Origin of the sequence: Anaerolinea thermolimosa, from assembly GCF_001050195.2 — a bacterium.
GTDB lineage: Bacteria > Chloroflexota > Anaerolineae > Anaerolineales > Anaerolineaceae > Anaerolinea > Anaerolinea thermolimosa.
In genome coordinates, this window is record NZ_DF967965.1 from 2826234 (window position 1) to 2841575 (window position 15342).

13 protein-coding genes are annotated in these 15342 nt (G+C 57.8%); 11 read left to right on the forward strand and 2 right to left on the reverse strand.

The genetic code is table 11. The features are described from left to right. Positions 1-6: 6 nt before the first annotated feature. From guaA to ATHL_RS12755, 3 genes are all read left to right on the forward strand, one after another. Positions 7-1563, forward strand: a complete 1557-nt coding sequence (guaA, locus tag ATHL_RS12745) for a glutamine-hydrolyzing GMP synthase (RefSeq protein ID WP_062194454.1) — start codon at positions 7-9, stop codon at positions 1561-1563. Between the two features lie 84 nt (positions 1564-1647). Continuing rightward, complete coding sequence (locus ATHL_RS12750) at positions 1648-2619, forward strand: hypothetical protein (protein WP_062194412.1); 972 nt, start codon at positions 1648-1650, stop codon at positions 2617-2619. Between the two features lie 121 nt (positions 2620-2740). After that, positions 2741-3358, forward strand: coding sequence for a methyltransferase family protein (locus tag ATHL_RS12755; protein ID WP_162787705.1), 618 nt, complete (start codon positions 2741-2743; stop codon positions 3356-3358). An 8-nt stretch (positions 3359-3366) separates the two neighbouring features. On the opposite strand, the gene ATHL_RS12760 is transcribed toward ATHL_RS12755, so the two are convergent. Further along, entirely contained in the window at positions 3367-4647 is a 1281-nt protein-coding gene (locus ATHL_RS12760; RefSeq protein WP_062194418.1) for an alkaline phosphatase family protein, read from the reverse strand. Between the two features lie 152 nt (positions 4648-4799). On the opposite strand from ATHL_RS12760, the gene ATHL_RS12765 reads away from it, so the two are divergent. The 6 genes from ATHL_RS12765 (at position 4800) to ATHL_RS12790 (ending at position 10311) form a co-directional block, all read left to right on the forward strand. Next, a complete protein-coding gene (locus ATHL_RS12765; RefSeq protein ID WP_062194420.1) occupies positions 4800-6386 on the forward strand; it encodes an L-glutamate gamma-semialdehyde dehydrogenase in 1587 nt (528 codons plus the stop codon). A 51-nt stretch (positions 6387-6437) separates the two neighbouring features. Further along, entirely contained in the window at positions 6438-6671 is a 234-nt protein-coding gene (locus tag ATHL_RS12770) for a hypothetical protein (protein ID WP_162787706.1), read from the forward strand. A 2-nt stretch (positions 6672-6673) separates the two neighbouring features. Then, a complete protein-coding gene (locus ATHL_RS12775) occupies positions 6674-7576 on the forward strand; it encodes a CoA transferase subunit A (RefSeq protein WP_062194426.1) in 903 nt (300 codons plus the stop codon). Between the two features lie 56 nt (positions 7577-7632). Then, positions 7633-8397 (forward strand): CoA-transferase subunit beta, encoded by a 765-nt coding sequence (locus ATHL_RS12780; protein ID WP_062194429.1) that lies wholly within the window; start codon positions 7633-7635, stop codon positions 8395-8397. Between the two features lie 114 nt (positions 8398-8511). Next, positions 8512-9522 (forward strand): D-2-hydroxyacid dehydrogenase, encoded by a 1011-nt coding sequence (locus ATHL_RS12785; protein WP_236822404.1) that lies wholly within the window; start codon positions 8512-8514, stop codon positions 9520-9522. Positions 9523-9570: 48 nt separating this feature from the next. Then, entirely contained in the window at positions 9571-10311 is a 741-nt protein-coding gene (locus tag ATHL_RS12790; protein WP_062194435.1) for an HAD family hydrolase, read from the forward strand. Positions 10312-10317: 6 nt separating this feature from the next. Here ATHL_RS12790 and ATHL_RS12795 read toward each other — a convergent pair whose 3' ends face one another. Continuing rightward, positions 10318-11277 carry a LysM peptidoglycan-binding domain-containing protein gene (locus ATHL_RS12795; protein WP_062194437.1) on the reverse strand — a complete coding sequence of 320 codons (960 nt, stop codon included), beginning with the start codon at positions 11275-11277 and terminating at the stop codon, positions 10318-10320. A 368-nt stretch (positions 11278-11645) separates the two neighbouring features. Between ATHL_RS12795 and ATHL_RS12800 the strand changes: the two genes are divergently transcribed. Next, complete coding sequence (locus tag ATHL_RS12800) at positions 11646-13400, forward strand: alpha/beta hydrolase family protein (RefSeq protein WP_062194441.1); 1755 nt, start codon at positions 11646-11648, stop codon at positions 13398-13400. Between the two features lie 193 nt (positions 13401-13593). Continuing rightward, positions 13594-15342, forward strand: a 1749-nt coding sequence (locus ATHL_RS12805) for a tetratricopeptide repeat protein (RefSeq protein ID WP_062194445.1), incomplete at its 3' end; no start/stop codon positions are given.

A 15342-nucleotide genomic window follows, 5' to 3' on the forward strand; every position in this document is an offset into this window, starting at 1 on the left:
GCATCTATGCCCGACACCATCGTTATCCTGGATTTTGGTTCGCAATACACCCAGCTGATCGCCCGCCGGGTACGCGAGCTTCACGTCTACAGTGAACTGCTTCCCTGGGACGCCCCCGCAGAACGCGCCCTTGCCCTTCACCCCAAAGGGTGGATTCTTTCCGGTGGGCCTGCCTCGGTCTACGAGCCGGGAGCGCCCACCCTGCCAGCCTATGTACTCGAATCAGGTCTGCCAGTGCTGGGCATCTGTTATGGAATGCAGCTCATTACCCAGGCCATGGGCGGGAGAGTTGTTCCTGCTGGCCAACGAGAGTACGGCCCGGCGACCATTCACACACTTTCCGAAAACCCCCTCTTACCCCATGGAGACCACTCCGTGTGGATGTCTCACGGTGACCGCATCGAAGCCCTCCCACCCGGATTTGTGGCCCTGGCTTCCACCAGCAACAGCCCCTTTGCCGCCATGAGCAGTGCCGATGGCCGGTATTATGGCCTGCAATTCCACCCCGAGGTGCATCACACCCCCGGCGGAAAGGAAATCCTCCGGCGCTTCGTGGTCGAGATCTGCGGCGCCCACCCCGATTGGACCCCCGAATCGATTATCGCTGAAAGTGTGGCCCGCATTCGCCAGCAGGTGGGTGGAGAGCGTGTACTGGCGGCGGTCAGCGGCGGGGTTGATTCCAGCGTAGCCACAGCCCTGGTGCACCGAGCAGTGGGCGACCAGCTCTCCGCGGTCTTCGTGGATACGGGAATGCTCCGCCTTCACGAACGTGAGCAGGTAGAACGCGCCTTCCGCCAGAACCTGGGGCTGGAGCTGGTTACGGTCAATGCGGTAGAAGAATTTCTCGATCGCCTGGAAGGCGTCACCGACCCGGAACAGAAACGGCGCGTCATCGGAGAAACCTTCATCCGTATTTTTGAGGCAGAAGCCCGCCGTCTCGGCCAGCCACCGTTCCTCGTTCAGGGTACCATTTACCCCGATGTCGTCGAGTCCTCTGGCCCCGACCGGAATAAAGCCCAGAAGATCAAGAGCCATCATAATGTGGGCGGCCTGCCCCCCGACATGCAATTTCAACTGGTAGAACCCCTGCGTTACCTTTTTAAAGATGAGGTGCGCGCGGTGGGCGAGGCGCTGGGGCTGCCCGCCGAACTGGTCTGGCGGCAACCCTTCCCCGGGCCGGGGCTGGCAGTCCGGTGCCTGGGTGAAATCACCTGGGATCGGCTTGAACGCCTGCGGGCCGCAGATGCCATTTTCACGGGTGAACTGGAAGCTGCCGGCCTGCTCAATCAGCGTCTGGCCGACGAGCCGGGCCAGATTGCCCAGGCTTTTGCCGTGCTATTGCCGGTGCGCTCGGTGGGCGTCATGGGCGATTCGCGCACCTATCAGGAAGCAGTCGTTTTACGTGCGGTGACAACCGAGGACTTCATGACCGCTGACTGGGCCCGCCTGCCAGCCGACCTGCTCGCGCGGGTGGCCAACCGCATCGTCAACGAGGTTCAGGGGGTTAATCGCGTCACCTACGATATCACCAGTAAACCCCCTGCAACCATTGAGTGGGAATAAACGTATATTCAGTGAAGTAAGAACCGCGCAGGGTTTCTGAGCCTGCTCAGGCACCCCGTGCAGACCATTCAATGGAGGTCCTCAATGAATTACGGTGAAGTTTTATCACGCGCCTGGCAGATTATCTGGAAGTATAAAGTCCTCTGGATCTTCGGTATCCTCGCCGGGCTGGGTTCAGGTGGTGGCGGCAGCAGTGGCGGTGGCGGCGGCTCTGGTGTGAATTATCGCTTCGACGGGAGCCAGTTTCGCCCTCCCTTTGACACCAGCCAGTATTTTCTCCAGCGCCTTGAAATCTGGATTGAAAACAACTGGTGGGTTTTCATTGTGCTGGCCGTGTTGGCTCTGGTTTTCCTCGCCGTGGTTATCGTGTTAAGCACCTTCGGGCGCATTGGGCTGGCACGCGGCACCTGGCAGGCTGATGAAGGAAAAGAAAAACTGACCTTTGGCGGCCTTTTTGCCGAGAGCAGTGCCTATTTCTGGCGCGTCCTCGGCCTGAATATCCTGATCTTCCTGGCGTGGATTGTGCTCGTGCTGGCGCTGGTGGTTCCTTCCACCATGATCGCCGCCCTGACTGCCGGAATCGCCCTGATCTGTCTTGGGCCGCTCCTCATCCTGCTCTGCTGTCTGCTCATTCCGGTGGGCTGGGCTGTTTCGGTGATCGTGGAGCAGGCCATTGTGGCCATCACCTGTGAGAACCGCTCGCTGATCGATGGTCTGAAGCGCGGCTGGGAAATCTTCCGCGCCAACCTGGGGCCGGCGGCTATTATGTTCCTCATCCTTGGCATTGGTGGCGGCATCGCTCGCTTCATCATCGCGCTCCCCTTCTTCTTCACCCTCATGCCCCTCATCGGTGCAGCTTTGATTGACGGAGAACGCGCCTGGATGACCGGCGGAATTATCACACTGGTGCTCTTCTGCCTCTACCTGCCGGTTGAAATTGTGCTCAACGGCATCGTCACCACCTACACAGGGGCCTCGTGGACGCTGACCTTCCGCCGGCTGACCGGGCGGCAAGCCGCCACCACGGCAGTAGAAGTCATCCCCGCGGCAGAGTAACCCCTCACCCAAGTTCTAAAACAACCTTCTTCTGGAATTCATCCAGAAGAAGGTTATTTTTAACCTGCTTACAAAACCCTTAATGGCAACCCGGTCAGGTGTTCCGGGTATAATCTTTTCTATGGCTGAAAGTAGCTTCATCTGGGTGCTGGCCGGAGTTGCCCTCTATGGCACAATCCATTCTCTCCTTGCCTCGCATACGGCCAAGCGCCTGGCCGAAAGGGCCTTTGGCTGTGCGGCCCAACGTTTTTATCGGCTGGGGTATGTGATCCTGGCCCTGCTCACCGCACCTCCGCTGTTGCTCTTACCTTTCCTTCTGCCCGATCGTCCACTGTATTCCATTCCTTCCCCCTGGGTGTACCTCACCCTTACCCTGCAGGGATTGGCCCTGCTGGGTTTACTCGCCGCCATCCGGCAGACGGGCACCGCCGCATTCCTCGGCCTGCGGCAAATCACCCGGCCCCAGCCCCTCATCAGCCGCGCCGGGCCCGACCAGCTCGTAACCGTCGGCCTCTACCGTTTTGTCCGCCATCCCATTTATACTTTTTCTTTTATTCTGATCTGGTTAATGCCCGTCGTCACCTGGAACACTCTGGCACTGATGCTTGGGCTCACACTGTATACCTTCATCGGGGTGTTATTCGAAGAGCGTAAGCTCTCGGCCGAGTTCGGCCCCGCTTATGAAGCCTACCGGCGCCGTACCCCCATGGTGTTCCCGCGCCTTTTCCCGCACAGGTAGCTCTTCTTTCAAAGAATCAGCCCTAACAACGGAACGAGCATTTCGGCCCGGGTCAACCCGCCGTGCCTGCCCAGCAGTGGATTCTCACGGTTGGCAAAATACCAGAAGGCCCCTTCGTCTGGGAGCACCACAAAATCTCCCACACGTTCCGCCAGGCGCGGATGTTGCTTCCCCATGCCGAAAAGGCCCGCCGCCAGAAAACGCTCTGCCGGAACAACCCTGAACCTTTCTCCCCAGGCCTGATCCACATAACCCAGAAAATCTTCCTGGCGCCCGTTACGAACGAACACGTAAGGCAGGCGCGCTTCACCGGAGGGAAGCATGGTGAGCATTTCCAGCAACGCAGGATGATGGCGCAGCTCAAAATGCGGATTTTTGGGAGTAAAAATGTGCCCGTGATCAGCCGTGAGCAGAATCAACGTATCACCCCGCCGCTTGCGCAACCGGTCGGCAAGGAAATACCCCCACTGAAGGCTGAACGCGGCCAGCTCCCGTTGAACACGCTCATCACCGGGGCCGAATTGATGCATGGTGTCATCCAGTCCGGGCCAGTACGCATAGATGTAGCGCTTTTCACGCGCGGGAGTATCCAGCAATGCGTCCAGACTGACGAACAGATCAGCCAGGTTGAGAAAAGGAGAGGTGCGTGCTTCACGGTGAAGCTGAAGCGACAGGCTGGAACGCGCCAGTGCTCGCTGGATGAACGCATACGTCTGCACCCCCGCTCGCCCCAGGTGGTATGCCAGCGGCTCCACCGGCAGGAAAGTGGCCGGGTCGAAGCCTGCCAGGCGCAGGTTGCCCGGCCCCTCGCTAAAGCTTGCCGGGTTGTGGAAAATCATATTGGCGATCAGGCTGTATTCCTTAAGAAAAAGCTCATATCCGATCACCCCATGCTCTGCGGGTAAGACTCCCGTCCAGAGCGTGGTCAGGGCCGTGGCTGTGGTCGAAGGCACCACACTGGTCAAAGGCGCCAGCAGGGCATCGGGGGGTAAATTTCGCCACCCACCGGCTGAAGGAGCATCGATCGCCTGCAAGAACAGATCCAGCCCAAAACCATCCACGAGCAGAAGAATGACCGTGCGAAACCGCTGGCCCAGGGCATTCCTTAAATCTTCCTGTAATGGAGGCGCGGCCCCCCCGGGAGGATCCGCCCCCAGCCAGGTACATATACTGGCGGGCAGGTTGGCAATCGATAACCCCGAATAGAAAGGCCGAAAGACTGGTAAAAGAGGGTCAGGTACCTGATTGGAATCAAGAATCGGGAGAAAGCGGGACGTGAGATCGTTCATGATTGAATTCTAACCCATTTTGACGCATCCCCTCTTCTACGCTATACTTAGGTTAGAAGGGGAATGCACGGCCATTAGAACAGGATGTGGCGACCGTTCATTTTCCCTCAGCCAACCCTTTCTTTCTCACTCGATCAGGAGGTTCGTGGACTATGGCAGCCGACACAGGCTTCAAGCTGACGTACGCGACGATGTTCAACCCACCCGAAGAGTTCCACACCCATTTTGAAGAGGCCCTTGCCAGGGTTAAAGCCAACCTGGGTAAAGAACACGGGATGATCATCGGCGGGCGGGAACGTTACTCTGCCGAGAAGTTCGAAGACCGTAACCCCGCCAATACCGAAATGGTACTGGGAATCTTCCAGAAAGGGAGCGTGCAGGATGCCCACGATGCCATTGCCGCAGCCAAAAAGGCCTTTCGAGACTGGAGCCGCACTCCCTGGCAGGAACGCGTTGCGCTCATCCGCAAAGCCGCCGATCTAATCGATCAGCGCATTTACGAAATGGGCGCGGTGGTTTCCCTCGAGGTTGGGAAAAACCGCACTGAAGCTCTCGGCGATGTCGCCGAAACCGCCGATCTCTTCCGATATGCCTGCCAGTCGATGGAAGACCACCACGGCTTCATCGTCGAAATGGGACGTGACCCATTGCCGGGCTTTCTGGCGACCAATACTTCGGTGCTCCGCCCGTATGGAGTTTGGCTGGTCATCAGCCCCTTCAACTTCCCCTGCGCGCTCACCGGCGGCCCCGCGGCCGCGGCCCTCGTCACCGGCAACACACTGGTGATGAAACCCGCCTCCGATACCCCCTGGACGGCCCGCCTGATTGCAGAGTGCCTCCGCGATGCTGGCCTGCCCGATGGGGTGTTCAATTACGTTACCGGCGGCGGAAGCACCCTCGGCCAGGCGCTCATTGAACATCCTGACGTGGCCGGGGTAACCTTCACTGGCTCTTACGATGTAGGTATGAAGATCTACCGCGATTTCGCCCGTTCAGCATGGGTGCGTCCCACCATTCTTGAACTGGGTGGTAAAAACCCGGCCATCGTTTCCCGGCATGCCAACCTCGATGACGCCGCCATTGGCATCACCCGCTCGGCCTTCGGGTTGCAGGGGCAGAAGTGCTCGGCCTGCTCCAGGGTATACATCGAAGCACCGGTCTACGACGAGCTGGTAGAAAAGCTGGTGACCCTCACCCAGAAGATGAAAATAGGCGACCCCACCGATCGCAGTGTGTACCTGGGGCCGGTGATCAACCAGAGTTCGTACCGCGATTATCAGAACTTTGCCGAAGAGCTCCATCAGGCCGGTACCATCCTCACCGGAGGTAAAGTGCTCACAGAAGGTGAGTTTGCCAGAGGATACTTTGTAGCTCCCACGCTGGTAGCCGACCTGCCGCTCAATCACCGTTTATGGAAGCACGAAATGTTCGTGCCCATCACCACCCTGGCCAGGGTACAGAGCCTCGATGAAGCCATGCAGCTTGCCAACGACGTGAACTACGGCCTTACTGCGGGCTTTTATGGCACACCGGAAGAAGCCCAATGGTTCTTCGAGAATATCGAAGCGGGAGTTACCTACGCCAACCGCCCTCAGGGTGCCACAACCGGAGCCTGGCCGGGCTTCCAGCCCTTCGGCGGGTGGAAAGGCTCCGGGGCAACCGGAAAGAACGCCGGCGGGGTATATTACCTGCCGCTGTATATGCGTGAGCAGATTCACACTCTGATCCAGCGGCTCTAAATGCCTGTTCACACCAGGGCGGGATTCTCCCGCCCTGGCAATTTTCCACCCATGACCCTGACGAATCGCATCGGCACGTTCCTTTTCTGGCTCGGCTTTATCCTGCTTTTCCTGTTTATCTTCTCCGATGTTGCCGACCAGCCAGCCTTTGGTTACTTTTGCAGTGGTGCTTTATGCCTCGTCATCGGCGCTGTGTTATGGTGGCGCTCCCCGGCTCCACCATCTGAGCCACCGGCGCGCTTCCGTACCCTCAAGAAAATGATGAAGAAGAAAAAAGACCAGTAAATATGTCCAAACTTTGTTCCCTTGCTGAAGCCATCTCCCGTTATGTTCACGATGGTGATCTGGTCTACCTGGCTGGATTCACCCACCTGATTCCCTTCGCCGCCGGGCATGAGATCATTCGCCAGGGCCGGAAAGACCTGGTGCTGGCACGTGCTACCCCGGACCTGATCTACGACCAGATGGCCGCCGCTGGCTGTGCCCGGAAAATTATTTTTTCCTACATGGGCAACCCCGGCGTGGGTTCACTCAAGGTCTTACGCCGCCTGCTGGAAGCGGGCCGATTGGAATGGGAGGAATACTCTCATTTTGGAATGATCACCCGGTTGCAGGCGGGTGCCTCCGGGTTGCCCTTCCTGCCCATGAACCCCACCGCCGCAACCGACCTGGAACAGGCGAACCCCCTTTACCGCCGTGTGACCGATCCCTATTCAGGCCGTGAAGTGATCGTGGTGCCGCCGCTTCAGCCCGATGTAGCCGTGATTCACGTCCAGCGCGCCGATGCCCGCGGGAATGCCCACATCTGGGGAATCATCGGCGAGCAGAAAGAAGCCGCCTTCGCCGCCAGACGGGTGATCATCACTGCTGAAGAAATCGTCTCCGAAGAGGTGATCCGCTCTGACCCCAACCGCACACTCATCCCCGAATTTATCGTAGATGCAGTGTGCCATGTGCCCTACTGTGCCCACCCTTCCTATACTCAGGGATATTATGACCGCGACAACGCCTTTTACCTGCAATGGGATGAGATCAGCGAAACCGAATCCGCTGTACAGGCTTACCTGAACGAATGGATATTCGGGGTGCCCGATCGAAATGCCTACTGGGAAAAACTGGGGGCCGAAACCCATGCCCGGCTGCATGTTGCTCCCCGCCTGAGCCATCCGGTTAATTACGGAGCGTATTGAACCATGCCAGATAAAATTCTCCATTTTCCTCGTCAAATCCTCCGGGGGGGTGTATTATGACCGAACTCTGGACGGCTTCCGAATTGATGACCATCAATGCAGCGCGATTGCTCCGCGATGGAGACGTGGTTTTCGTGGGAGTAGGATTACCCAACCTGGCCTGCAATCTCGCAAGGCGCACCCATGCCCCCAACCTCTACATGATCTACGAAGCCGGAGTGATCGGCGCCCGCCCAAACCGCCTGCCTCTTTCCATTGGCGATCCAACCCTGGTAAGCGGTGCGGCGGCTGTGTGCAGCATGTACGATATCTTCACCCTCTACCTCCAGCGCGGCAACGTGGATGTGGGTTTTCTCGGTGGGGCGCAAATTGACCGCTACGGGAACATCAATGCCACCGTGATTGGAGAATACACCCACCCCCGGGTGCGCCTGCCTGGCTCGGGAGGTTCTATGGAAATTGCCGCCTGGGCCAACCGCTGTTACATCATCACCCCTCATCAGAAACGCCGTTTCCCCGAACGGGTAGATTTTTGCACTTCAGCAGGCTTCCTCAGCGGGAAGGGAGAGCGCCAGGCCGCCGGGGTACGCGGAAGCGGCCCTCAGGCGGTAGTGACCAACCTGGGCATTCTGGAACCCGATGAAAACGGTGAACTGATCCTCACCGCTCTTCATCCAGGTGCAACCCTCGCAGACGCCCGTGAAAACACCGGATGGCCGCTTCGCACTGCCGCCGAGCTGAAAGAAACCGTGCCACCTTCGGCTGAAGAATTACGTATTTTGCGCGAAGAACTCGACCCGCAGGGAATTTACCTGAAATAGAAGGGCAACGAGTCTTCCTCCGGTTCGTTTCAGGAGCTGCATGGCCCGAACAGAATCAAACTCCCGTGATGCAGGCCTGCACTGGATAGATCAGGAGTTGTAACGTTGGAAAATGTGATTGAAGTTTTAATTACCTTACCCCTTTCGGAAGAGGAACTCGCCCCTTTGCGCGAACTGGCTCCACGGGTGAACATCAATGTCCACGTGGCTCGCCGCCCCGAAGATGTACCCGATGACCTCTGGAAACGAGTTGAGGTGCTCTACACCGATCGCGTTCTACCCCCTCCAGAGCGCGTTCCAAACCTGCGCTGGTTGCAATTCCATTCCGCTGGCATCGACTTTGCCCTCGACTCTCCCCTCCTGCGCAAAGAGGGTTTGCGGGTGACCACGCTTTCCGGGGCGGCGGCTCCGCAGGCGGCTGAATACTGCCTCACCGTGATGCTGGCTATTGCCCATCATCTGCCCGACCTTTTCACGGCTCAATCCAGAGCTGAATGGCCACGTGAGCGCGCGGAACGCCTGATGCCCCAGGAATTGCGCGGCAGTACGGTGGGGATCATCGGGTACGGCTCAATTGGCCGTGAACTGGCACGCCTGCTTCAACCCTTTGGGGTGACCATCCTGGCTGCCAAGCGAGACGCCATGCACCCCGAAGATACGGGGTATTTTGTCGAGGGTCTGGGTGACCCCCATGGAACGCTCTTCACCCGCCTTTATCCCTATCAGGCGATCAAGGGAATGATGAAACTGTGTGACTTTGTGGTGGTCACCACCCCGCTTACCCCCGAAACCCGGGGGATGATCGGTGCCGATGAGCTGGCAGTCATGAAGCCAACCGCGTTTCTGATTGTGGTCGGCAGGGGGAGCGTGGTGGATGAACAGGCTCTGCTCAATGCCCTGCATGAGAAGCGTCTGAGAGGCGCCGTGCTGGATGTGTTTGCTGAAGAACCCCTGGCACCCACCAGCCCGCTTTGGAAAGCCCCTAACCTGCTGATCACCCCTCACATCGCAGGAATGAGCACCCATTATAATGAACGGGCCGTGGCCCTTTTCCTGGCCAACCTGCGGCGCTATCTCACCGGAGCGCCCCTCTATAACCTTTATCAGCCACCCCTCGGTTATTGATCGCCGGGATGAACATGATCTACTCATTCGATGGATTGAGTTAACTTTATGAAACGCTTTGATCTGGTACTTTTCGATCTGGGGGCCACCCTCATCTGGTTCAATGGCGACTGGGAAACTGCCGTCCGTGAAGGCATTCAGTCCATGCAGCAAACCCTGGTGAAGCTCGGATACCCCCTGGGTGATTCGTTTGCCCAATATTACCGGGAGACCGCGCGTGAATATTACCGCTGGCGCGACGATAACCTCACGGAAACCCCCGCCCCCGAGGTTTTCCGGCGCATTCTTGCCGAATATGGTTACAACACCATTCCCCGGGAACACGTGGACGCTGCTCTGACGGCCCTCTACCGCGCAACCCAGTCTCACTGGCAGGCCGAAGAAGATGCCCTCCCCACACTTGAGGAGCTCCGCCGCCGGGGTTATCCCATCGGGTTGATCTCCAATGCCGGGTACGATGAGGATGTGCAGGTGCTCATCGACCGGGCCGGGCTTCGCCCTTATCTGGAGTTCATCCTCACCTCAGCCGCCTTCGGCATTCGAAAACCTCACCCCGACATTTTCGAGGCGGCATTGAACCACTTTGGTGTGCCACCAGAGCGGGCGGTGATGGTAGGTGATTTCCTGCAGGCCGATATTCTCGGCGCCAACCGGCTGGGAATGGGCAGTGTGTGGATCACTCGCCGGGTCGATCTTCTATCTTCTCAGCCCTGGCTGGAACGTATTCAACCCAATCACACCATCTCGACGCTGGGTGAACTCCCCACGCTGCTGGAAAACTGGGGTTGAATCCCTTCAGGGGCGCGCCTCTACCAGCGCCTCTACCTTTTCAATGGCCTCCCCCAGGCTGTAGATCATGGCGCTGAACGCCATCCTCTGGCCTGACGGCAGGGGTTGGGGGCTTTCCCAGCGGCGCACTCCCACAGGCCGGCCCTGAACATTCAGAGCCACCAGCCCCACCCACACCGTCTGAGCAGAGGCACCGGCAGGGGGCATCACTACTTCTCCCTTTACAGACGCCGAAAGCCCGTCAGGAGCGACACCAATCTCCAGCCCTTCGATATGTGCATCCAGGTAGCGCGTGTTGGGTTCTGGCACCGGAAGCGCTGAAGTCAACTCAAAGCCAAGCTCAAAGTGTTGGGGGGCTGGCGGGAGGATAACCACTGTCAGCGGCAGGCCATTCCCCGGAGAGAGCAAGTTGAGCAGCGGCACGGCGGGTGCATCCAGCATGTTGCCGTCGTTCATCCGCAGGCGAAAGACGCCGCTCAGGTTCTCCACCGCAGTGGTGGTGGCATTCGAAATCACCACCAGGCACATCAGGCTGGAATCCAGCCTGGGGTAGCAGACGGGTGCACCCGCCCGCACCGGCAAAGGTGTGGGAGTTGGGTTGGCCACCGTCGGGGTGGGCCGTTCCCCCGCCGGGACGAGCAGGCGCATCCCCACGCTCATCGCTCGCGGATTCACGGTGGGATTCGCGGTCATGAGTGCATCCAGGGGCAGACCATACTGTAAGGCGATCCCGAACATATCTTCTCCCTCCCGGACAATATGCGTGAGAGGGGTAGGGGTGAGCGATGGCAGGGGGGTGGGGGTGGATGGACTGGCCGCCGAAGGCGTGATTCTGGCCGGTGGCGTAAAGGGAGTAAGCTCTCCACTGCGCAGAGTTGGACTGGTTACAGGCGCCAGTGTTTTCACCGGTGCACAGGCAGCAAGCAAAAAAACAAGCAGGAAGCAGGCATTCCGTAAAAGAGTCATGGGGCCATTATACAGCCTGGAGTTTCATCGATTAAGCCCATTCCAGATATTTCAGCCTTTCCCCCTCACTCCAGAATCAGCTTATCCACTTAAGCTAAATTTAATCCGATTGACACCCGTCTTCACGGTACCTATAATATTTTATGCACGCTACTTTGGTCGGGACACAAGGGTGGGTTCCATCCAGGGAGGTGCTTATCGAGAGAAATTTTCCCCTCTATCCTCAGTCATTGGAACAGCGCTAACCCATAGGTCAGCCCGGGGTGGAATATTCCAGGGCTAATGGTGCGCGTGTGTGGTCTTTCTGACATTCATGGATCGTTCGCATTAAACATCTTTGAACCCAGATAATGCGAAAGGAATTCCTCATGAAAAACACCTCGCGAATCTTGATCATCGCACTGGTCATGATTTTGATCGGCAGCCTCACAGCCTGGCTCATCCAGACTAACGGAGGAAGCGTCAAGATCAAAAATGTGCGCTTTGTGGGCTCCAATGGCATCGTTCAAAATGCCACGTTGTATATCCCCAAGGGGGTTACCAAAGACAACCCGGCCCCGGGGATCGTTGCGATTCATGGATACATCAACACCAACGAGACTCAGGACGGGTTCGCCATTGAATTTGCCCGCCGGGGTTATGTCGTTCTGGCAGTAGACCAAACCGGGCACGGGTACTCTGATCCGCCCGCCTTCGCCAACGGCTTCGGAGGCCCCCCGGCATTGGCTTTCATACGCACCCTCGATATCGTCGATCCCAACAACATTGGACTCGAAGGTCATTCCATGGGTGGCTGGGCTTCAGTCATTGCGGCTTCGGTCTTCCCGGATGGCTACAAATCCATCGTCCTGGAGGGTTCATCCACCGGAACTTATGGCGCGCCAGATGGCACCCCCACCTTCCCACGGAACATGGCGCTGGTTTTCTCAAAATTCGATGAATTTTCAGCGCTGATGTGGGGATCACCCATTCCGGTAAATATCGTGTCGACCGACAAACTTAAAACGGTTTTTGGAACCACTGAGGATGTCATCCCCGGCAAACTCTATGGCTCGATTGAGGACGGTACAGCGCGTATCCTGTACCAGCCGGCTGTAATTCATCCCGGAGATCATCTTTCTACCGAAGCCATTGGTTACGCCATCGATTGGTTCCAGAAAACGCTCCAGGGAGGCACCCCTCTGCCACCCTCAAATCAGATCTGGTACTGGAAAGAAATCGGCAATCTGGTCGCCCTGATCGGCATGGTGCTCCTTTTCTTCCCCATCGGTGAGCTCTTGCTGGCCACTCATTACTTCTCTGAATTGATCGAACAACCTGCCTCAGCCAGAGCTATCACCGGGCCGGGTTGGTGGATTGCGGCGCTGATCTTCATCATCTTGCCCCCACTGACCCTGTTCCCATTCAAACAATTCTTCGTCACATGGAAGTGGAATCCCACGGCGCTCTTTCCTCAGAATATCACCACCCAGGTCATCCTCTGGACCACTCTGCTCGGCCTGATTTCTCTGGTGCTATTCCTGCTCTGGCATTTCCTTTTGAACCGGAAAACAGGCGCCAGCGGCGATCATTATGGTCTTACCTGGGGAGGTAAAGTTTCCTGGAGCAAAGTGGGCAAATCCTTCCTGCTGGCCTTCCTGATCACCCTGGCCGGATATGCTTCATTGCTACTGGTGGCCTTTTTCTTCAAGACCGATTACCGCTTCTGGGTCTTCGCCGTCAAGCCAATGAATGCATTACAGTTCCGGATTGCCCTTTCTTACCTCATCCCCTTCATCTTCTTCTTCCTCATCGTCAGCATCGTCCTTCATGGCCAGCTCCGTAAAGAAAAACTGAATCTCTGGCAGGAGATGCTGGTGAACTGGGTGTTAATGGTCATCGGTTTCATTGGCCTGTTGTTGTACCAGTACATTCCGTTCCTTGCTGGAGGGACGCTGGCTAACCCCGCCGAACCATTATGGACAATCATCGCTTTCCAGTTCGTCGCCCTGTTAACCATCGCTTCTCTGGTTAAAACCTATTTCTTCCGCAGAACGGGGCATGTCTATGTCGGTGCATTCCTGACTGCCATGGTCATCACCTGGGTTGTGGTTGCCAGCCAGGCCATCCACTTCGCCTTCTAATTCCTCAGAAAGAACGAACACCGGCAGGGGCCACGGCGAATAAAGCCTGCCCCTGCCTTCTTTTCCGCTTGCTACTTACCGGTTGCCATGCCTTCCAGCCAATCCCTTTAGCGGATTCGCCCGACTTCTCCCCTTACAAAAATAAAAACCTCCCATCCTTGCCCGGAATTTCCGCCTGTGCTAAACTGAAGGCATGACCCCCGAAGAGGCCATGGTTCAGGAAGCAATGGCCGCCCTTCACGCAGGCGATCGCGTTCGGGCGCGTGACCTCTTTACCCGACTGCTCAAACTCAACCAGAATAACCCGGAATACTGGCTGTGGATGAGCGCTGTGGTAGATACCCCCAAAGAGCGAGCTTACTGCCTGAATGAAGTGCTCCGCCGTGATCCTTCTAATCTCGCTGCCAGGCGTGGTCTCCAGCTTCTCGGTCTGGCCCCTCCCGATTCATCTCAGGTGATCCCGTTGCGCCTGCAGAAACGCAACTGGCAGGTGAGCGATCTTCCGGAAAAGGAAGCCCTTCCCCCGTCCCCGCTGGGCAACTGGCGGCAGTGGGCATTGATTCTGGGGGCAGCCTTGATTGTGGTGGTACTGGTTGGTTTTGCCCTCCAGAGTGTCCGTCAGGTGCGTCAGGCCCGCATCATCATCCCTACCGACTTCCCGCTTGCTCCCACCTTCACCCCGCTTCCCTCCACCACTCCCATTCGAAGATCACCCACTCCAACCTTTCTCGGCCCAACCCCTCTCTGGATGATGCTCGAAGCCACGTACACCCCTACCCCCATGTATGTAGACACCCCCCATCCCGTCAGCGAGGCCTATCGCATCGGGATGCGTGCCTACCAACGCGGAGACTGGTCTCAGGTGGAAGAATACATGTTGCAGGTAGCCACCCTTGAGCCGGGGGCCGCCGACCTGCTTTACTATGCTGGTGAGGCCAGCCGCTTTGCAGGAAAGTACAACCTGGCCTTCAGCTATTATGACCGGGCCATTCAGGTCAACCCCGGGTTCGCTCCAGCCTATCTGGGACGTGCCCGCGCCCGCCTTGCCAGTGATCCACGAGACCTCCTGAAAGCTCGCAGTGACCTTGAAACAGCCCTCCAGCGAGACCCTGATCTGGCCGAAGCCTACCTTGAGCTGGCCGCCCTTGACCAGACTGAAAAACAATACCAGCAGGCGCTGGACCTCCTCACCCGGGCCGAAAGTCTGCTCCAGAACTCGCCCCTCTTTTACCTGCAACGCGGTCAGGTATTCCTGGCTCTTGGAGAAACCACCCGCGCCCTCGCCGATGCGCAGACCGCTCATCAGCTCGATTTCACCCTCCTTCCGGCCTATCGCCTCCTGGCAGAAGCCTACCAGGCCGCCGGTCAACCGGCCGACTCGCTTGAACCATTACAAACCTACCTCCGCTATATGCAGGATGACCCCGGCGCTTACCTTCTGGCGGCCAACGCCTGGATCGCTCGGGGAGATTATCCTCAGGCCATGGAAGCATTGGACGCCGCCCTGCGTCTGGATCGCCGTAACCCGGAGATTTACCTCCAGCGGGGGCGGCTTAGCCTGGAACAAAAGGAATACTCCAGCGCCATTGACGACTTCAAACAGGCCTACGAACTCGATAAAAAGTCTTTTGCCGCCAGTGTGGGTTATGGTCAGGCTCTGTTCCTGGGCGGTTATCCTGGAGATGCCTATATGCAGTTAGAGCGTTCTATCAGCCTGGCGACCGACGATGCTCAAAAAGCCGAACTGCTCTACTGGGAAGCTCAGGCATTGGAGAAACTGGACAAACCCGATGTAGCCTTCACCCGCTGGCAACAATTGCTCGCCATGCCCGCTGAAGCTCTTCTCCCCGAGTGGCAAACGCTGGCCCGCCAGCGGGTGGCCGCGCTCTCAACTCCCACGCGTACCCCCACCCCTACGCAAACCTTCACCCTCACCGCTTGT